A 17,276-nucleotide genomic window follows, 5' to 3' on the forward strand; every position below is an offset into this window, starting at 1 on the left:
CGACTACCTGACGCCACCTCGGTTTCTTTGTCTGGCGCCGGTCGAAGGTTCGTTTGGCAGGTCTTGCACGGTGCTACCCACGGAACACGGACACGGCTTGGGCGTTAGAAAACAGAGCCACCACCATGCGTAGGAGATCGCAATGGCAACCCACAATGAGGATACCTCTTCAAAGTCTCAGGTTACCGAAACAGCTACCGAGGCGAGGCAAGGCAGCTACGGAAAGCCTGTCTTCATCGTATTGATCTGCGGTTTGCTCCTAGCGTTGATCACGTGGGGTGGCTTGGAGATATGGGGCGAAAGCGCTGACAAGGACCCCACACCGACTGCCTCGACGTCCACCGGCTCAACACCATTGGAGCCGTCTGGTGCGGGAACGTTCGACGACAATGCCGCTGATGGAACGAGCCGGCCTCCCGAGGCTACCGACAAATCTCCTGCGCCAAGTGGAAATGGAAACGGCTCGACCCAAGTGACGACGCCGACGGGAAACGAAAAGACGCGTTGAGCTGTGCGATATCTTTCATTTTTGCTTCCGTGTAGGGCCAGGCCGCCCACATCCGGCTTTCGACAGCAGCCGCCATGATGCCGCCGAACTTTTCGGAAATGAATGCAGCTGCTCTGCAAGGAGAACGCGATGTTGAACGGAAGTAATGACCGCTACGTCGAACTCACGACGCGCATTCGCTCGATTGAAGCCTTTTGCGACTTTCTCACTCACGGCGGTACTGTGCGCGTGGCCGCGTCGGACGGAAAGCCCTTCGTTGACGTCACGTCGCAGGTGCTGGTCCGCCAGACAAGCGAAGCCGACAAGCTCAGACAGATTCGCCGGCAGCTCTTCCCGGAGCGCACTTACGAAAGCGCGCGACCTGCACCCTGCAACAGCCACTAGACCCTTGGTTCGATAACCGCGCGCCTCGACGGGGTCCCGACCTGCGCCTCCTCATGGAGACCTGCCTTATCGGCGAGCAGCAGGGTCAACGCAATCGAGAGTTTCGAGATATTTCGCTATCGAGCTACGTCTTCGCACGTCGTCACAGGCAACCGCAGCGATTGGTTTGCCCTTGTCCAACTACGGTTCGACGCGAAGATTGGCGTGCCGAGCGGCTGCAACAAACGCCAGTCGCGCAAAGGCAGCCGGGCTCCTACCTTCGATTGCTGCGGCACATGCCTGCAAGGCGCCGATGAATGGCTTTCCGCTCACGACGGGCCACTGGTCAGCAAGAAGCCAGGCTGCCTCTCGCGCATTCTTGACCCAATGCGTAGTCGTCCCGATCACAATCAAAACCGGCTTATTCCAAAGGCTGCTGTCAATCATGTCCACCTCGTTCGGACCAACGAACGAATTGGGGTCGATTTTGTTCCGTGGTAAATCAGTGGACGATGAATGGCTTGCTTTATCGCCAGGGCACGAAGCTGACGCAAGAAGAGCGAATGTCGCACCACTCTTCCGGCGCTGACGGCCCGGCAGCTCAATTAGATATCGCGCTTGCGGCCGTCCGTTTCGACTGCCATGCGTTCTTGACGCAAGCGTTCCGTTTTTTCTCGCTTTGCTTTGAGATCGCGTTCGATCATCGCAGTGGCGATCCGGTTGGTTTGAGCGAAGCGTCTTTCGCGCTCAGCCTTTTTGGATCTTTGGACTTGCTGTTCCATGCTTTACTCCTTCAAGAAGGACTGTGGAACCCCGGCCGCCCGGGACTCACTGAAACAGTAATTCTGCCAGGGCGACCAGTCATTTAACTTTGTTAATCGAAGCGGCAGAACGCGCTTGGCGTGAGCCATTTCGGCTGACTTGCGCGGATACGAAGCGCACACTGGCGTATCTGCAATTATGCGCACCGGGAATATCTGAGGTCGGGGGTTACGGGTCGCATCGTGAACGGAACCCCATTCGTTCTGACCGGTTTACACCTGAGGTCGACAACAGAAGGAGCGGATTGATGGATACATCGGCAACAGATGTGATTGTGGCAACGCGAACTGCATTTGCACAGGTCACGGCACTTGCGGTCCAATATGGCTTCTCGTTCGTCGGTGCCTTGCTCCTGCTTGTGGCAGGATGGGTCCTGTCAGGAATAATCAGCCGATGGGCCTATCAGGGTATTTCCAGGATTCACGGTATCGACGAAACGCTCGCTCGCTTTTTTGAGAATGTCCTGCACTACGGACTGTTGGTGCTCGTGTTCGTGATGGTTCTGGGACAGTTCGGTGTGCAGACAGCCTCGATCATTGCTGCCCTGGGCGCCGCCGGTCTGGCGATTGGACTGGCCTTGCAGGGAACACTGCAGAACATCGCCGCCGGCATCATGTTGCTTGTGCTGCGCCCTCTACGCGTTGGGGAATATATCGAAACGGGTAGCGTGAAGGGGTTTATCGTTGAGATCGGTTTATTCGCCACGGAAATGAAAACAGCCGACGGCCTCTACCTGATGGCGCCCAATTCAACCCTATGGAATACCCCAATCACCAACCACAGCAGAGAATCCAGCCGTCGGCAGGAGCTATCGGTCGCGATTGGCTACGATATCGACGCCAATCCCGTGAAGAATGAAATCCTCACGATCGTCACATCCGACGAAAGAGTGCAGAAACAACCGGCCCCGCGCGTGTTTTCAAATGATCTCACCGCCGATAAGACCGTGCTGACCCTCCAGTATTGGGCGCGAACAAACCAATGGTCGGAAACGCGGTACGACATGATCGACCGGCTCAAGGATGGACTATCCAGCAAGGGGATTGTCCTGAAATAGCTCCTCGATCCGGCGGCGCATGACCGCTAGTCCGCGGCCTCGCCGAGGGTGTCGGCAACATATGCGCCCCGAAGCCCCATCGGAAGCGGTTGGCCCGTGGTCGTGTCCGTGGCCGTTTGATGCTCCAGTTCCGCGTTGAGTTCGCCGCCAACGATGAGAATGACGATCGAGAGCCAAGCCCACATCAACAGCCCGATCAGCGCGCCCAATGTGCCATAGGTGGCATCATAGTTTGCAAAGTGATCGAGATAGAACGAGAATCCGACCGACATCGCAGACCAAAGGATAGTGACAAGGGCCGCGCCCCAGGTCAGCCATCGCAGCTTCGCCGGTTCTCGACTGGGGCCAAAACGATAGACGGCGGTCGTCGCTGCCGCAGTCACGAAGAAAAGGAAAGGCCATGGCAACACCAGGGCAAGATTTTCCTTGAACTGGTCCAGCCACAGATAGGACATCACCACCGGCATGACCGCGACCAGGCCGATAATCATTGCGCCCGCCACCATCGAGCAAAGCGTGAAGCCAAGAGCAAGCACGTTCAGGCGAATGAAACTGCGCTTCTCCGTTTCCTCATAAGCGACATTCATCGCATCGAACACCGCAAGTGTCGCGCCGTGACTGCTCCAGATCGCGACAGCCAGGCCAATGAAGAATGTCAGCCCGAGCGTTGAGCTTCGCGCTTCCACCAGGCTCGTGATCCTGTCGGCGATAAGGTCGAACGCCCCTGGCGGAAGCAAGCCCGAGAGCTCACGTAGGTGCTCCGCCATCGTGGCTGGATCAGCAACCAGCCCGTAGATCGCGACAAGAGCGGCAAGGGCCGGAAACAATGCAAGCAGCAGATAGAATGTCACGCCCGCTGCAATGAGCGTCACACGATCTTCCATGACCTCATGGACCACGCGCCAGAATACGTCACGGAGGCCTTTCACCGGGATTTTTTCTGGCACCAAGGCGTCTCGGCCTCGACCCTCTTCATCATCTTTTCGCGACGCCGCCGGCGTTTTGGACTCCTGTCTCGTCCTCATTGCAATCCAACCAGCAACGGCCAGAGACAAGACAACGAAGATTTTTGTGCCCGAACTCGCGGCGAATAACGATCTCGATGACACGTACTGCACTCCATTATCGTAGATGCCGTCTTGTCCTCGATAACGTTGCAATCGCCGAAAAGATGCAGGTGCGGGACCTTGTTCTCTGCAGTCGGAAGTGGGCGTGTTGCAACTGACTGATGGAAGGCGTTTCCGATTGTCGCTTCTTGAGCAAAGTCGAGGGTTTCAAGCTCGCATCCTCATGAGCGGCTTATTTCGCAAAGAACCATCACATCCAGGCAGAGTTGAATCCCCCTCAACGTCAATCGAGGCTGAGGAAGCTCAAAATAGCGAGGACAATCACAACAGCGTCCACGAGCCGATCAAGTTGTTCATCTGCATTTCTCCATGTCTCGAATGGTCGTCCTTTGGACGTGCGTACGACCAGCACTGCCTGACAACGAGAGTGCACCCAGACTGTTCCGACCCCGGACTAAAGTCCCAAGAGTGGAACAGCTTGGCGGATCGCTCGTTCTTCCGCCGCGGTCAATTGATCGTGAAAGAAGAAGGAGGTTCAAATGTTTCATAAGGTTATCGTTGGTGCGGCGGTATCGGCCGCGCTCATGTCGGGCGTTGCTTTCGCCCAATCGTCCACAGTCAACGGCGCTGCAGGTGGCGCGGTTACCGGCGCAATCGTCGGCGGCCCTGTCGGGGCAGCCGTGGGCGGTGTCGCGGGTGCCGTGGTTGGAACCGTACTCGATCCGCCGCCGCAGACGGTGGTCACCTATGTCCGTGAAGCTCCCGCACCGACAGCCCGCGTTGTGGTCAAGGAGAAGGTCGTCGTCGGCCATGCGCTTCCTGAAACGGTGGTCGTGACGCCCGTTCCCGAGAACCCGAAATATTCCTATGCGATCGTGAACGACGAACGCGTCATCGTCGAGCCGTCCTCCCGCAAGGTGATCCAGGTCATCAACTGATCCACCTCAGGACGCGGCAGCCTGCCGCGTCCATCGGCTTCCCAATTACCAGGAGATCGGGAAATGAAGACCGTCGCTTCATTGACGTTTGGAATCGCGAGTTCCATCGGGCTGGGCATTGCTGTCGTGTCACTGACACAAGCGGTCATGGCGCAGCCGGAACAGCATAGGCTGGAGGCGGGAACTTCGCCTGATCTGTGGACCAGCACGCCTGTGCGGGTTGATGTTGCCAAACAGAATTACGACCGGATTCCGGCAGTCTATTCGACCTACGTTACCGACGCGCCAAAGGTGAACGTCGTCGATCGCTTGCCGGTATCCGGCTCTCCGGTCGGCTCTACGCCGGAACCGGATAAGCCAACCTTTTCGCCGCAACACCTGGCATGGTGCCTCTCCCGGTACCGGTCGTACGATCAGGCTACCAACACCTACCGGTCCTTCAGCGGAAAGACGAAGGCTTGCATGTCGCCGCACATGCCTTCGCAAACCGGGGACGACGCGGTGGCCCAAGCGCAGACCGGCGCCGCGCTGAATTCTTCCACGGCGACATGGTGCGCGGCTCGCTATCAGTCCTACCGGGCATCTGACAACACATACCAGCCTTACGATGGTCCACGCCAGACTTGTGTTGCGCCGGCGGGCCAGGAGATGGCGTCGGCAAGGTGAGATAGAAATTGAGAGGCTTCAATGAGCAAAGGAGAGCGGTCCAGTTTCTTTTCAAAATTCGCTGCTTCGGTGGCCGAATTGTCGGGACGGCCCGCGACATTCGTCCTTGCGGTAGCTCTCGTTCTCGCGTGGGCGATTTCCGGTCCGTTCTTCGATTTCAGCGAAACATGGCAGCTCGTTATCAATACGAGTACGACGATTATTACCTTCCTGATGGTCTTCGTACTGCAGAACTCGCAGAACCGAGACGGCAAGGCCCTCCAGGCGAAACTGGACGAACTCATTTTGACGTCAAAAGCTCAAAACAAGTTCGTCGGCATCGAAAAGCTCGATGAAAAGCAACTGCGGGAAATGAGCAATACGCTGGCCGAGAAGGCCAAGTGCGTCGAGGAAGTGGCAGACGTTAGGGCCGCGGAGCTGGATCGTACTTCAGCGTGAGACGGCCGACATTAGGCCCAAGCGCGATCGTCCCGGTTGCTCCCAACTCCCTCTGGGAGCAGCAGCTTTCGCCACCGCCTTCAACTGCCGCGCGTTGGTATCGGATTTCCTCAAGTGCTAGGTGGACTAAGCCACGGATCTGGCTCTGGCCTGCGCGGCCATTCGCTTTGAATACTCAGATTGAATGGATGATCCGTCTGAGCGCTGGACCGAGCGCCTGTTCAGCTTGAAGAGGTTGATGAGTTGCGAGAGCGCGTCTGCGCCTACCGCGAGAGTCCGGCTGATGGAGGTAGTTCGGGCACTCAGATTTGCGTTTTCTTGCGTCATCTGGTCAAGGCGGTCGATGGCACCATTGATTTCTGCGATGCCCGAGGTCTGCTCCTGGGCGGCACTTGCGATCTTGTCGACGTTGCCGTCGATACGCTTGACCATCACGTCGATCTCTTTCAACGCGTCCCCGGTTGCGCCTACCAACCGCACGCCCTCGACGACGGTGGCGCCTGATTTCGTGATAAGATCCTTGATCTCTTTCGCGGCCTTTGCGGACCGTTGGGCCAACTCGCGAACCTCTTGGGCAACGACGGCGAAGCCCTTTCCTGCGTCACCCGCCCGGGCGGCCTCAACCCCTGCATTCAGAGCCAGAAGGTTCGTCTGGAAGGCGATCCCGTCAATCACACCGATGATCTGACTGATTTCAAGGGAAGCAGCTTCGATGCGCTGCATCGCCTCGATGGTGTCCTGGACAACCTTGATCGAGCCTGCTGTCGAAGTCCGCGTGCTCTGAACGAGTTGCCGCGTCTCCAACGCGTCCGCGGTGGCCGCGTTGACGGTCGCTGTAATCTCCCGCAGGGTCGCGGACGTTTCCTCAAGCGCTGCCGCCTGGTTTCTGGACCGTTCACCCAGCAGTTCGGCAGCTTCCCGAACCTCCTGGCTGCTGCGTGTAAGATCGCCTGTCTGCCCTAGCACATTGACCAGCGTCTTTTGGAATTCGCCAATCGACTTGTTGAAATCGACGCGAAGCCGCTCGAATTCGCCGACGAACGGATGATCCAGGGTAATGCGGATGTTGCATTCGGACAGCCTCTCAAGGGCGGCGCCCAATTCTTCGACGGCATGCATCCGATCCGTCACGTCGAGAGCGAACTTCACGACCTTGAAGACGTTTCCCTTGTCGTCAAGAATGGGATTGTAGGACGCCTGGATGGAAATCCGCTTGCCGTTCTTTCCGAACCTCAGGAATTGACCTGTCGAATACTGTCCACGCCGCAGCGCTTCCCAGAATGTACGATATTCCTGCGATCGGGCGTAGTCTCCATCGCAGAACATGGAGTGATGCTTGCCGACGATTTCCTGCGCTTCGTAGCCCAAGGCCGCGAGAAAGTTCTCGTTTGCGTCCAGTATGTAACCGTCTGGGGTAAACTCGATCATGGCCTGCGCCCGCGAGAGAGCTTCCAGCTTGCCTTCGGCCTCTGCACCCTTTCGCTTCGCTGCCGTTATGTCGGTCGCGATCTTGACGACTTTGTAGGGCTTGCCCCACCGGAAGACTGGATTGTACGAGGCTTCAATCCAAATTTCCTCTCCGCTTTTCGCCAAGCGTCTGTATTGGCATTGATCGAATTCCCCCTGGGCAAGTCTTGCCCAAAAGGCTCTATAGTCAGGCGAGTTGGCCTCTTGCGGGAGAACGAACATGCTATGATGTTGCCCAATGATTTCTGAGCGCTCGTAACCGACGGCCTTGCAGAAGTTATCGTTGGCAGAGAGGATTTTGCCTGAGAGATCGAATTCAATCATAGCTTGGGACCTTCCGATCGCTTCGAGCACGGCAGAAGCGTCCAATCCCAGCTTAGGAAAGCTCGTCATTTGAAAATCCGGTCAAGCATTCGTTTTAACGTAGTCGCCGCTGCCCCTTGCGACCCCCCGACAGTATCTCGTTAAACTTAATTTGCGCTTAATACTGAAATATATTGGATAAACGGACAAGCGAACAAGTATAGCGCAAACGCAATATTTGCCCGGTAATGCGAGTGGAACGAGCGCCCTTTTGGTGCCTCATCGGACCACCCAACACTTGAACGAGGCGGCCCTTCGACCGCCTCCGCGTATTAGCAAGCCAAAGGTTTAGTCGTGATGCTCTGGCATCATCTTGAGTTCGTCCTTTGTCCAATTCGTCACGGCATGGACGTCCCCATCCTCGTCACGCATGAACTCGAGGTCCGAAATCGGGATCGCAACGGGCTTGGCACCGATACCAAGAAAGCCTCCTACATCGATGACGGCAGAGCCCCCTGCGCCTGCGCCATGGACGTGATCGATCTTGCCGACCTTGTGATCGTCGACGCCGTAAATTGTCGCCCCTTCCAGGACGGCTGGCGTGAGTTCCGAGCTGGTAAGACGAACGTGGTTTGTGTGGTCCATAGATTGCATCCTCCTTTGTTGATGGTGGGATAAGCTGGCCGCAGACTGAATGTTCCACACGGCGCGCAATATCCGACGTTCTCTTCGACAACGATGCCGCGGGAAACCAGCTGTCACGAACCCGCAATTTTCCGGGCTGCGTCCCTGACAAGGCCTAGGCGCTCTAACTCGAGAAGAGCGTCGGGAAGAGCGCGATGAGCTGGGTCATGTGGCTCGGATCCTGTAATGATATCTGCGACCAGCCCGGCGACATCGAACTCAGTGTGACTTGTTTTGAGGATATCGGTTGCCTCCTCGATAAAGAGGTCGTCGGATTTCCTTAATCGCAAGGCGTGACGCGGCAGCCCTGCACCCCGCAGCAACGCACTTAGCCACTTGCCGTCCCACGAAGGCGAACTCGCATAAAGCTCGTTTCCCGAAAGCTGCTTCATTGCCTCCCCGGCGACAACTTCGATGTCGTTTCCTTCTGACTCAAGGCGATCGCGAGAGATGCCATGGATCCTTTGCGCATCCTCGGACCAATCCACCCATCCTGGCTTGGGCCTTATTAGGAAAGACTGCGAACGCCCGTCTTCGAAGACCCAGGCGACTTCGATGGGATAACTGTGTTTGCCAAGGGAGGAGGCTTCGAAGTCGAGGAACACGATCATTTGATTTAGTTAGGGCGGGAGACCTACTGTCGCAACGCTCGATCGAAGCCGTCGGTCGTTCCTGAGCGAAAGATCACGATCGGATCGCCTTCCTCCCTAACGGCGGACGGCCGTCTCGTCGGAGGACAACGACGCCCGCAGGACGTGAAGCAATCACCTTAGCCTCCTCGATGGCCTGGTCTTCAGACGCATCGACTGCAGTTTCCCAAGCTCTGACGGGGCCCGTGCTCGTCGAGGTCAAAGGCGAAATGCTGATGGATGAGAATGTTTTTGGCATATGCCGGTAGTGCCGTTTCAAAAGGAACTCGCCAACGAGAGCGGGGTTCATTTGGAGGGGTCCCTAGGGGTGCTGTGCTCCTAATGGCGGATCCAGTGCGCTTGTTTGCCTTCACCTTCGTCAATGTCTAAAGTGCCAGCCATGTCTAGACGATCAGGTAGTGCCGATTTGCCGCTTCATGGCGGGCGAGTTCCCCATTGGCTCGGGGAGCGGATGACGAAGCTCGGCGTGCTTGTTGCCGAAGCGATCATTCACCATTACGGGCGGGATGAATTCCTGCGAAGGCTCGCTCACCCATTCTGGTTTCAGTCGTTTGGCTCGGTGATGGGCATGGACTGGCATTCCTCCGGCATTACCACCAGCGTCCTCGGCTCGTTGAAGCGGGGTTTGAAGCCGCGCGCGAGAGAGCTTGGACTTCACGTCTGCGGTGGGAGGGGTGGTCAGTCGCGCAAGACCCCTGACGAGCTGGTCGAGATCGGATGTCGAGTGGGGATCGACGGCGCAGCCCTCGCCAACGTCAGTCGCCTCGTGGCGAAGGTTGACAGTGCCGCGGTTCAGGACGGATTTGATCTCTACCTTCACGGCTTCATCGTAGCCGACGATGGGAAATGGGTCGTCGTACAGCAGGGAATGAATGACGAGGTTCGACAGGCGAGGCGCTACCACTGGCTGTCAGAGGGCCTGCAAAGTTTCGTCGATTCGCCCCACAGCGCGATTGAGGGAAGAACGCGAGGTGACATCATTAATCTCGCCGACAAGCGAGCCGAACGCTCACGGGACGGCCAACTCGATATTCTGGCGGCATTGGGTCCTGACCGGATCATTCAGGAGGCCTCTGCGCTTGCCCGCCAGATGGACCCCGCCGTCAAGCCCGAACAAAGTCAACTCTCTCTGCCGCATCTGACCATGCCAACGCATCACGATGTGCGGGAGACGGATGTCAACATGAAGCGCTTGCACGGAAATCTGGCCGCGGCGGCTGATCGCGCACCTGTCGATTACCAGGACCTCTTGATGGTACCAGGCGTGGGCGCGAGAACCGTGCGTGCTCTGGCTCTGGTCGCCGAGGTGGTGCACGGCGCTCCTTGTCGGTTTTCGGACCCTGCCAGGTTTTCGATTGCGCACGGTGGCAAGGACCGTCACCCTTTCCCAGTCCCGCTGAAGGTCTATGACGAAACAATCAACGTGATGCGGTCCGCGGTTTCCAAAGGGCGTCTTGGTCGTGACGAAGAGCTTGCCGCATTGCAGCGCCTGGACATTCAGGCGCGTCGGCTGGAGCAATACGTCACCGGTCCGGATCTTAAGGAAATCGTTGCGGGAGAATTCCGCGATTCAAACCAATTTGGCGGCCGAAGCGTATTTGGTTGGGAGGAATAATCGGGGAAGTCTTTCTCGACAGGCTGCTTCCCTGGATGACCCCCGAAAGGACCTGACACTGAAGCGTAGACGCTCGGCGTTCAGTCATCTTCGCGTATCACGCGCGCGAACCAATCTACCCTCGTATCCGTACGTGGAAAAGCACGTCTCCGGGGAGGATTCCAACTTTCTTGAAGGCATTTACTACTGCTTTCGTTCTCGTTATGTTCAATAGTGATTGATGAACGATGGGAACGTGTTGTTGATGAAAACAGATTTGGGTTTGCGTCGTGACCAAAGGCGCTTGGCTCTCATGAAACTCTCTTCGCTGTCTGAAGATCATCCGCTCCGGGAAAAATATCGGGCTTGGATAGCTCAGCTCGATAGCCAATTGTCTGGGCTGGGCGCACCGCTCGGTCTAGAGCTTCCCGAAGCGCTCGGCGTGCTCGACAAGCGGAAGAGACACAATTCGCCGTCTATAACGACACGGCATGGAGCGGCAAAAAATGGCGGCTCCCGACCAGGCGGCGCTTCGATGATCGAAACATCGCAAAGGGCGCGCTTGTTGTCAGAAAATCAACTGCTTCGCGGCATGCTGGCGCGGTTTGGGTAATCCCACGACCCGCGGTGATGGCTTCAAATGCCTAGCACGAGCATCCAAATCCGCGCGTTGCATCCGAACTGGCGGGCAATTCTCTTCTCGAGGCCGATGTGAATGTTGGGGGTGGTCCGCCTTCCGCAGGTGCACAACACTATAAAGCAGGGTCTGATTTCACCCTTGATTGCCATTGCCCGGGACAAGGGCATGTCGGCTTATGTGGGCGAAGGGCTGAACCCGGCGCTCGCTACAATGCCGTTTGGGAAGGAAGGTATTTCATCCCTATTGTCGCCCAGGCGCTTGGCAAGGGGCCCAGGTTACAGGTGGTCTCGATCGCACAGGAAAAGGCAGCAGAGCAATGGGAATATTCATGGAATTGGGTCGATTGGGCTATACCTGTCGCCCAGCGTCTTCCGGCAGCGGTTCGCGGTGCCGGGCGATCGCCCCATCAATTCTTCATTGGGCTGGATCCGGTCGCCAGCGGCCCCGCCGCGTGATTGCCGAATGGATTGATTGCGACGAGTACCGCCAGAATGAACGCGGTGGACCAGACTCGGACCAAAGACACTCGCATAGATGCCCCCTGCGCACGGAACGCAATATAAATCCGCGCCGCGATGTCATGCCAAAAAATGGTGAAGGAAATTTAAACCCGACCATCTCAATTGGCAGGTTGCTTTGGCGAGCCTACGGCCGCAAGTCGCTCTGGGTTTCAGGGTAGCCCGATCGGTCGCGTGACTTTTGCCTCCCTGGTCCGATCGGCCATCGATGGTCAATCACGGTCGCCTGCGTGGCATCCCTAGTGGGCCGACGGCTTCTCCCACAACCGTCCCCCAACTCATGTGACAATTGGATGGTGCAACACCTAAAGAATGCTCCGTAGCGACTGAAGGCGAGCTTTGTGCGCGAGCGTAGATATCCTACGCATTTCGTGCAAGTTGCAGTGGACCATGCGTGTTCTCTGTGATTTCAATGGGGATCGCCGAGACCTTCGGCGCATTGGATCGGGGACAGCATGGCCGCCGACTGGAACCTGAGCGCAATCTGCACGGCATTCTCGGAATGCTGCCAGCGGTGGAGACTGGGGTCGCGCGCTCGATGTGGCCAGCGTCATCTCGGAGCAACCGGAGCAGCGATCGTGCCCCTGAATGGATCGTTCGCGGGTCTGGTGACAAGCAGATCGTTCGAGGAAGCGATCGACGCGTGGATCCGCGACGGATGGGGAAAACTACGCCAATGGTTTGGCGAGCCTGGAACTCATACCCCTGACCGTCACCGAGACGCTGGTGCACGACACCGGTCCGTCCAACACCGACAACATTACCAGCTGGCGAATGGTCGCGTTAAGTCGCTTGCCCAGCCGGATATAGAGCTCAACCGCTCGAAGTCTGCCTGCGTAGGAATACATGAACTACCTCCTTGGTGGTCCAAGTTTTCGTCCGCACCCCCACCGGATCAGTTCCGCGTGGAAATCAACAAAGGGGTAAGAAGCGCAGGATAGCTATCGCGAAACGCGCGACTGCACCTGGGAGCCAGCGCCGCAGCATCCGGTGTTGGCGAGGAAAGCGACGCTTCTATTTAATTCGTGGGGCGCAAGGCGCTCGAGCCTGCATGCATCGCGGCCGGCCTGAAATTCGACTGCTCAAGATGAATCTGCGACGAGGCCGGCTATTTGCTAAGGGCCCGGGAGCTGTAGAGCGGCGCGGAAACAAAACACTAAGTCCAAGACATCGGTCCGCTTGGTGACCAATCGTATCCCGGACACACGCGCAGGGTTCGAATAAGCCAAGTCGTAGGCGATGGTTGAGGTCTACCCAAAATTGGGCTGCACGGCCGGAGATGCACCCAGAGCTGGTTATTTTGCCTGCCGGGCATTCGCATTAACGATCCTGAAAATTCAGGATTTGAAGCATGCTCATGTCGCTTGTCGCTCTCCTCAGTCGTTTTATTCGCCCATCGCCCGCGCATCGCCAAGGGACACGTAGCCAGTTCGCCATTTATGGGATGGGCAGGGGAGTTCCACCGCGACTACTGCTTGCCTTTCTGATCATTGTCGGCTTTGGCACTGGTCGAGCCCTGGCCCTCGATGTACTGGAGCGCACCTTTCCGGTGGGCGAGGCGATCTCTCGACCATACCTCAACGCCAGTGCGGGGAGCGGCGTCCTCTATATCGACAGCATAGGCGGATCCATTCCCGGCACGACGCTCAGCGCCTTCGATAGTGCTGGTCAGCTTTATCTTTCGGTGCAAGGCACGCCAACACAGATCGGCACATATACCGTAAGCGTGGCCTATCATTACTTCGAGAATGTCCGCACTTGTGATCCTGATATTCCAGACCTCTGCTGGACAGATGCCGTTCGCCATGACCAATCCAAGACGTTTACGATCAAGATTGAACAGGCAACGCTAACGATTTCGCCCGCCACGATTCGTGAGGTTGCCGAGGGTGCAGCCCTCGACATCACGCTGTCGGCCACTGGTGGCGGCGGAGCGTATAGTTACAGTGTGACCGAAGGTACCTTGCCCCCGGGCGTCACTCTGTCGCCGGCGGGCGAATTCCTGGGGGCGACGACCACGGACGGGAGCTACACCTTCACCGTGACAGCGACGGACAGTTACGGATCGACTGGCGTGCGGCGCGGATGTGGAGACCAGCATAGACGCCAACTCCATTGGTCGCGAGATTTCACTTTCCATTTCGGGTCTGTGGAGTTCGGTCCTCATCTCGGCTCAGCCGAGCTATGGCACGCTCACCATTAACGGCAGCCAGGCCTTTTACCGGCCCGCGCAAGGTTACTCCGGCACAGACAGTTTCAGATATACTGCAACGGGCTTCTACGGAACCTCGGTCGAAGCGACCGTGACCATTCACGTCATTTCGAACGGCTTGACGTTTCCTTCACAAACGCTGCCGGAGGGAACGGTTTTCTCATCCTACCATGCCGTCCTTTTTGCTGCCAGCGGTGGGGCGCCTTATCGCTTCACCGTGACCTCCGGTTCGCTCCCCGCGGGGCTGAGTCTTGCAACAGATGGCACCATCTCGGGGACACCGACGACCGCCGAAAGCCAAACTCTCACAATCGCTGCGACGGACATCTATGGGGCCACCGGAAGTCAGGTCTATACCATAACCGTTGCGGCCGCTGCACCGGTTGCCGGCGACGTCATGACGACCGTCGCGGCCAACACGAGCAACAACCCGATCACGCTCGATCTTTCCGGGGGCGCCGCATCGAGCGTTGCCGTCGCTTCCGGTCCCAGCCACGGCAACGCGGTCGTTTCCGCAACAGCAATCACCTATACGCCAACACCAGGCTACTCTGGTGCGGACAGCTTTACCTACACGGCGACCAACGCCAGCGGGGAATCGAGCCCTGCAACCGTCAACATTGCCGTAACAGCGCCCAATCTCGCGCTTTCGCCGACCGGGCGGATCACACTTCGGCAGAACGAACCCATCTCCCAGGCCTTCAGTGCAAGCAATGGCAGCGCTCCCTACAGCTACGCGCTGACAGGCAGCCTGCCGGCTGGCGTAAGCTTCAATGCCGCCTCTGCAACCTTGTCAGGCACCCCGGCGGAACATGGCGAGTTTCCGCTTACCCTGACCGCGCATGATGTGTATGGAGCGACCGGCTCAACCAATATCGTTCTCGCGATCGAGGTGGCCGCTCCCGTTGCACCATCCATCTCCAGCGCATCGACCTCCGGACTGACCACGACAGTCGACCTGACCGACGGTGCAACCGGCGGCCCCTTCACCGGAGCGGACCTGATCTCGCTTTCGCCACCGTCGGCGGGCATCGCCACCATTATTCTTGATGACACGGCGACAACGGATAGCGGTGTGGCATTCGCCGCCGCCATCGGGGCAGGACGTTATCGGCTGCGTTTTACTGTCAGCCCGACGTTCTCTGGCACTGCAGTCGCGACCTATACTCTGACGAGTTCAAGCGGCACATCGGCCCCGGCAACAATCACGTTCAGCGTTTCGGCGCGGCCCGACCTTGCGGTCGATGCGGACCTTGTCGGGCTCCTGCTAGCCCAGGCAGAAGCGGCAAGGCGGCTCGCCGACAATCAAATCGATAATGTGGAGGAGCACCTGAAATCGCTGCGCGGCAGACGATGCCTGGAAAACAGCCTCGCGGTCAGCCTGACAGACGGCTCGCAAGGACAGGCGCCCGCGTCGGCCAACGCGGGATGTTCGCTTCTCGCCGGCGGAGATCTTGCCTTTTGGAGCGGCGGCTCGATCACATTCGGCAATGCCTCAACGACGGAGGCCGGCAACATCGATTATGCCACAGCCTCTCTCAGTCTAGGGCTGGACTACAGGCTGACGGAAAATGTGATCGGCGGGATCGCGATCGGCTTTTCACAGGATCGCTCAGACGTCGTTGGGCAGGGCACGGCCAGCGCAAACAAGGCCGCCAGTGCGACGCTTTATGGCATCTATCAGCCAGGCGGCGGTCTATTTCTAGAGGGGTTGGTCGGCACGGGCTTGCTGACCTTCGAGTCCCTGCGGACCACGTCCGTGACTGGTCGGCAAGCCGAGGCAAATCGTAGCGGTCGGCAGGTCTATGCGGCAATTACCGGTGGCTATGACTATCGCATAGACGACGTCTTCATCTCGTCTTATGGCCGCTTCAGCGGATCACATTCTCTCCTCGACAAGGTCGAGGAGAGCAGTGCCGGCTGGGAGAACGCAGTGATCGGCAGCCAGAACGCCGATGGCCTTACGGCAACCTTTGGACTTACACTTGGTTACGACATCGCACTGGAGACAGCGATCCTGACCCCCGAGCTGACCCTCGATTTTTCACACGACTTCATGCGTGACGGCGACACGATCGTCACCTATGCCGATAGCGGCTGGCCAATCGACTACGTCGTCGCCGGTTCAAGCCATAATCGAGATCGCCTGACAGTCGGCTTCGGCCTGACACTCGCCACAAGCGATGCCGGAACCATGACCGCCCGCTACAGCGCCACACTCGACCATGATGGACTACAGAGCCAGCGCATCAACATCGATCTCTCGAAGAGGTTCTGAGAGTATGGAGTTATCTCCAAGCGAGAAGCCGTCGCAATCCGCTTCTCAGGAAGGCCAGCAAGAGCTTGAACGTGTCCCGTAGGCCGCGACCGTGCAGCGGCTTACCGCTCGTTGCTGGCGCAGACGATCCACAAAGAAGCGTTGCAGCAGTGTTGGAAAGGAAGGTGTGGTATCAGTCATCAAAGTCGCCTCCAACGGGAGCGGCACCTTCGAAGCGACTGCCGACCATTGCCATGAGCTCGGGGACGCTCTCGATATACCAGTAGGTATCGAGCAGATTGGCGTGGCCGACATAGGTCGAAAGCATCATCGAAAGATTTAGGAGGCAATGGTCGGCAGCAATGCGGCAGCAGGCTCGGTCTGATGACAAAAGCTTTGCACGCAGGAATCGTTGGCACTACCATAGAAATCAGCCCCCGCGTATGCGGCAGCAGGCTCTCTAAGGTAGCTCTGTCGCAATCATAACACATTGAACTTGTGGTAAATACTGGTCTAGTCGGAAGCGATTTGACGCTTTGCTTCCCCTATTGCCTACCTGTCCGTAGCATTATCGATAGCATTGGTTCGGTAGAAAATCGTGAAACCGCATCAAAGCATCGCCGCGATGGTCGCTGAAACCTCTATTACGGGCGCGGGAACCACACGATGGATGTGACGCCTCACCGTGTATGTGTACCGGCGTGGAGGATCGCACCACCATCCTGCGGGCGACAGAAGAAGATGACGCCGTCGTCGTCAAGAACGCGTCCTCAACTCCACCCGACACCCTGACACCCCCGCCCTATGTCGGCAAGCCCTCGACCCTGCCGGATATAGGGGAGGCTCTCTCCTCGTCATCAGTCGAATATGGACCGGTGCCGCTCCTGGGGTAATGCCACGCTCGACCGTCAGGTACCGATTATTGCCCATGGCAGAACTTTGGATCGACTTCGGGAGGCAGCCGCACAGCGGATCCTGGCCGAGAAAAAGCAGGCGGCGAGACCGGGACTATACATCGCGGCGGCCTACCCTTGGGCGCAAGCATAGGCCTGACCACATTGCCGACTGGATCCCAGACATACGCACCTGCCC

General features: G+C 57.9%; 19 protein-coding genes and 1 pseudogene. 12 read left to right on the plus strand and 8 right to left on the minus strand.

The window, feature by feature from the left end; translation table 11 throughout:
* Positions 1 to 142: 142 nt before the first annotated feature.
* Entirely contained in the window at positions 143 to 508 is a 366-nt protein-coding gene (locus A6U87_RS12945) for a hypothetical protein (protein WP_065691678.1), read from the plus strand.
* 129 nt (positions 509 to 637) lie between these two features.
* The gene (locus A6U87_RS12950; protein WP_244499482.1) at positions 638 to 892 is read left to right on the plus strand and encodes a hypothetical protein; all 255 of its coding nucleotides are present in this window, start codon (positions 638 to 640) and stop codon (positions 890 to 892) included.
* A 180-nt stretch (positions 893 to 1,072) separates the two neighbouring features.
* On the opposite strand, the gene A6U87_RS12955 is transcribed toward A6U87_RS12950, so the two are convergent.
* Together A6U87_RS12955 and A6U87_RS29905 are read right to left on the minus strand one after the other, a co-directional pair.
* Positions 1,073 to 1,318, minus strand: a complete 246-nt coding sequence (locus tag A6U87_RS12955; protein ID WP_083199359.1) for a DUF982 domain-containing protein — start codon at positions 1,316 to 1,318, stop codon at positions 1,073 to 1,075.
* Between the two features lie 158 nt (positions 1,319 to 1,476).
* Positions 1,477 to 1,653 (minus strand): hypothetical protein, encoded by a 177-nt coding sequence (locus A6U87_RS29905; RefSeq protein WP_158007267.1) that lies wholly within the window; start codon positions 1,651 to 1,653, stop codon positions 1,477 to 1,479.
* Positions 1,654 to 1,940: 287 nt separating this feature from the next.
* Here A6U87_RS29905 and A6U87_RS12960 point away from each other — a divergent pair, with 287 nt between their 5' ends.
* Positions 1,941 to 2,750, plus strand: a complete 810-nt coding sequence (locus tag A6U87_RS12960) for a mechanosensitive ion channel family protein (protein WP_065691679.1) — start codon at positions 1,941 to 1,943, stop codon at positions 2,748 to 2,750.
* Between the two features lie 26 nt (positions 2,751 to 2,776).
* On the opposite strand, the gene A6U87_RS12965 is transcribed toward A6U87_RS12960, so the two are convergent.
* A complete protein-coding gene (locus A6U87_RS12965; RefSeq protein WP_065692194.1) occupies positions 2,777 to 3,817 on the minus strand; it encodes a YihY/virulence factor BrkB family protein in 1,041 nt (346 codons plus the stop codon).
* Positions 3,818 to 4,356: 539 nt separating this feature from the next.
* Here A6U87_RS12965 and A6U87_RS12970 point away from each other — a divergent pair.
* The 3 genes from A6U87_RS12970 to A6U87_RS12980 all read left to right on the plus strand — a co-directional run bounded on the left by A6U87_RS12970 (position 4,357) and on the right by A6U87_RS12980 (position 5,859).
* A complete protein-coding gene (locus A6U87_RS12970) occupies positions 4,357 to 4,755 on the plus strand; it encodes a DUF1236 domain-containing protein (protein ID WP_065691680.1) in 399 nt (132 codons plus the stop codon).
* A gap of 63 nt (positions 4,756 to 4,818) precedes the next feature.
* Positions 4,819 to 5,421: a BA14K family protein gene (locus A6U87_RS12975; RefSeq protein ID WP_065691681.1), complete on the plus strand. Its 603-nt coding sequence runs from the start codon at positions 4,819 to 4,821 to the stop codon at positions 5,419 to 5,421.
* Positions 5,422 to 5,442: 21 nt separating this feature from the next.
* Positions 5,443 to 5,859, plus strand: coding sequence for a low affinity iron permease family protein (locus tag A6U87_RS12980; protein ID WP_065691682.1), 417 nt, complete (start codon positions 5,443 to 5,445; stop codon positions 5,857 to 5,859).
* 126 nt (positions 5,860 to 5,985) lie between these two features.
* Here the strand turns inward: A6U87_RS12980 and A6U87_RS12985 are convergent, their stop codons facing one another.
* The 3 genes from A6U87_RS12985 to A6U87_RS12995 form a co-directional block, all read right to left on the minus strand.
* On the minus strand, positions 5,986 to 7,719 hold the full coding sequence (locus tag A6U87_RS12985) for a PAS domain-containing methyl-accepting chemotaxis protein (protein ID WP_065691683.1): 1,734 nt from the start codon (positions 7,717 to 7,719) through the stop codon (positions 5,986 to 5,988).
* A 258-nt stretch (positions 7,720 to 7,977) separates the two neighbouring features.
* Positions 7,978 to 8,274: a PRC-barrel domain-containing protein gene (locus tag A6U87_RS12990; RefSeq protein WP_065691684.1), complete on the minus strand. Its 297-nt coding sequence runs from the start codon at positions 8,272 to 8,274 to the stop codon at positions 7,978 to 7,980.
* Between the two features lie 113 nt (positions 8,275 to 8,387).
* Positions 8,388 to 8,924 carry a transcriptional regulator gene (locus A6U87_RS12995; protein WP_065691685.1) on the minus strand — a complete coding sequence of 179 codons (537 nt, stop codon included), beginning with the start codon at positions 8,922 to 8,924 and terminating at the stop codon, positions 8,388 to 8,390.
* A 418-nt stretch (positions 8,925 to 9,342) separates the two neighbouring features.
* On the opposite strand from A6U87_RS12995, the gene A6U87_RS13000 reads away from it, so the two are divergent.
* The 3 genes and pseudogenes from A6U87_RS13000 to A6U87_RS30435 form a co-directional block, all read left to right on the plus strand.
* Positions 9,343 to 10,578: a DUF763 domain-containing protein gene (locus A6U87_RS13000; RefSeq protein ID WP_065692195.1), complete on the plus strand. Its 1,236-nt coding sequence runs from the start codon at positions 9,343 to 9,345 to the stop codon at positions 10,576 to 10,578.
* Between the two features lie 244 nt (positions 10,579 to 10,822).
* A complete protein-coding gene (locus A6U87_RS29660) occupies positions 10,823 to 11,170 on the plus strand; it encodes a hypothetical protein (RefSeq protein ID WP_141683949.1) in 348 nt (115 codons plus the stop codon).
* Positions 11,171 to 11,208: 38 nt separating this feature from the next.
* Positions 11,209 to 11,523 (plus strand): annotated as a pseudogene (locus A6U87_RS30435) (NAD-dependent dehydratase); the annotation flags it as partial.
* An 860-nt stretch (positions 11,524 to 12,383) separates the two neighbouring features.
* On the opposite strand, the gene A6U87_RS29670 reads toward A6U87_RS30435, so the two are convergent.
* The gene (locus tag A6U87_RS29670) at positions 12,384 to 12,563 is read right to left on the minus strand and encodes a hypothetical protein (protein WP_065691686.1); all 180 of its coding nucleotides are present in this window, start codon (positions 12,561 to 12,563) and stop codon (positions 12,384 to 12,386) included.
* 503 nt (positions 12,564 to 13,066) lie between these two features.
* Here A6U87_RS29670 and A6U87_RS29675 point away from each other — a divergent pair.
* Both A6U87_RS29675 and A6U87_RS13015 read left to right on the plus strand, forming a co-directional pair.
* Positions 13,067 to 13,918, plus strand: a complete 852-nt coding sequence (locus A6U87_RS29675) for an Ig domain-containing protein (RefSeq protein ID WP_065691687.1) — start codon at positions 13,067 to 13,069, stop codon at positions 13,916 to 13,918.
* Complete coding sequence (locus A6U87_RS13015; protein WP_083199362.1) at positions 13,803 to 16,205, plus strand: autotransporter domain-containing protein; 2,403 nt, start codon at positions 13,803 to 13,805, stop codon at positions 16,203 to 16,205. The genes A6U87_RS29675 and A6U87_RS13015 overlap by 116 nt, the downstream gene beginning before the upstream one ends.
* A 172-nt stretch (positions 16,206 to 16,377) precedes the next feature.
* On the opposite strand, the gene A6U87_RS29910 is transcribed toward A6U87_RS13015, so the two are convergent.
* Positions 16,378 to 16,515, minus strand: a complete 138-nt coding sequence (locus tag A6U87_RS29910; RefSeq protein WP_158007268.1) for a hypothetical protein — start codon at positions 16,513 to 16,515, stop codon at positions 16,378 to 16,380.
* 370 nt (positions 16,516 to 16,885) lie between these two features.
* Here A6U87_RS29910 and A6U87_RS29685 point away from each other — a divergent pair, with 370 nt between their 5' ends.
* Positions 16,886 to 17,077, plus strand: coding sequence for a hypothetical protein (locus A6U87_RS29685; protein ID WP_141683950.1), 192 nt, complete (start codon positions 16,886 to 16,888; stop codon positions 17,075 to 17,077).
* The last annotated feature ends 199 nt before the right edge of the window (positions 17,078 to 17,276 follow it).

It is taken from the genome of Rhizobium sp. AC44/96, assembly GCF_001692185.1.
Lineage (GTDB): Bacteria > Pseudomonadota > Alphaproteobacteria > Rhizobiales > Rhizobiaceae > Rhizobium.

Excerpts from the sequence above, each read along its gene's own strand:
- A6U87_RS12945 (WP_065691678.1), top strand. The coding sequence starts at position 143 with ATGGCAACCCACAATGAGGATACCTCTTCAAAGTCTCAGGTTACCGAA.
- A6U87_RS12950 (WP_244499482.1), top strand. The coding sequence starts at position 638 with ATGTTGAACGGAAGTAATGACCGCTACGTCGAACTCACGACGCGCATT.
- A6U87_RS12955 (WP_083199359.1), bottom strand. The coding sequence starts at position 1,318 with ATGATTGACAGCAGCCTTTGGAATAAGCCGGTTTTGATTGTGATCGGG.
- A6U87_RS29905 (WP_158007267.1), bottom strand. The coding sequence starts at position 1,653 with ATGGAACAGCAAGTCCAAAGATCCAAAAAGGCTGAGCGCGAAAGACGC.
- A6U87_RS12960 (WP_065691679.1), top strand. The coding sequence starts at position 1,941 with ATGGATACATCGGCAACAGATGTGATTGTGGCAACGCGAACTGCATTT.
- A6U87_RS12970 (WP_065691680.1), top strand. The coding sequence starts at position 4,357 with ATGTTTCATAAGGTTATCGTTGGTGCGGCGGTATCGGCCGCGCTCATG.
- A6U87_RS12975 (WP_065691681.1), top strand. The coding sequence starts at position 4,819 with ATGAAGACCGTCGCTTCATTGACGTTTGGAATCGCGAGTTCCATCGGG.
- A6U87_RS12980 (WP_065691682.1), top strand. The coding sequence starts at position 5,443 with ATGAGCAAAGGAGAGCGGTCCAGTTTCTTTTCAAAATTCGCTGCTTCG.
- A6U87_RS12985 (WP_065691683.1), bottom strand. The coding sequence starts at position 7,719 with ATGACGAGCTTTCCTAAGCTGGGATTGGACGCTTCTGCCGTGCTCGAA.
- A6U87_RS12990 (WP_065691684.1), bottom strand. The coding sequence starts at position 8,274 with ATGGACCACACAAACCACGTTCGTCTTACCAGCTCGGAACTCACGCCA.
- A6U87_RS12995 (WP_065691685.1), bottom strand. The coding sequence starts at position 8,924 with ATGATCGTGTTCCTCGACTTCGAAGCCTCCTCCCTTGGCAAACACAGT.
- A6U87_RS13000 (WP_065692195.1), top strand. The coding sequence starts at position 9,343 with ATGTCTAGACGATCAGGTAGTGCCGATTTGCCGCTTCATGGCGGGCGA.
- A6U87_RS29660 (WP_141683949.1), top strand. The coding sequence starts at position 10,823 with ATGAAAACAGATTTGGGTTTGCGTCGTGACCAAAGGCGCTTGGCTCTC.
- A6U87_RS29670 (WP_065691686.1), bottom strand. The coding sequence starts at position 12,563 with ATGTATTCCTACGCAGGCAGACTTCGAGCGGTTGAGCTCTATATCCGG.
- A6U87_RS29675 (WP_065691687.1), top strand. The coding sequence starts at position 13,067 with ATGCTCATGTCGCTTGTCGCTCTCCTCAGTCGTTTTATTCGCCCATCG.
- A6U87_RS29910 (WP_158007268.1), bottom strand. The coding sequence starts at position 16,515 with ATGATGCTTTCGACCTATGTCGGCCACGCCAATCTGCTCGATACCTAC.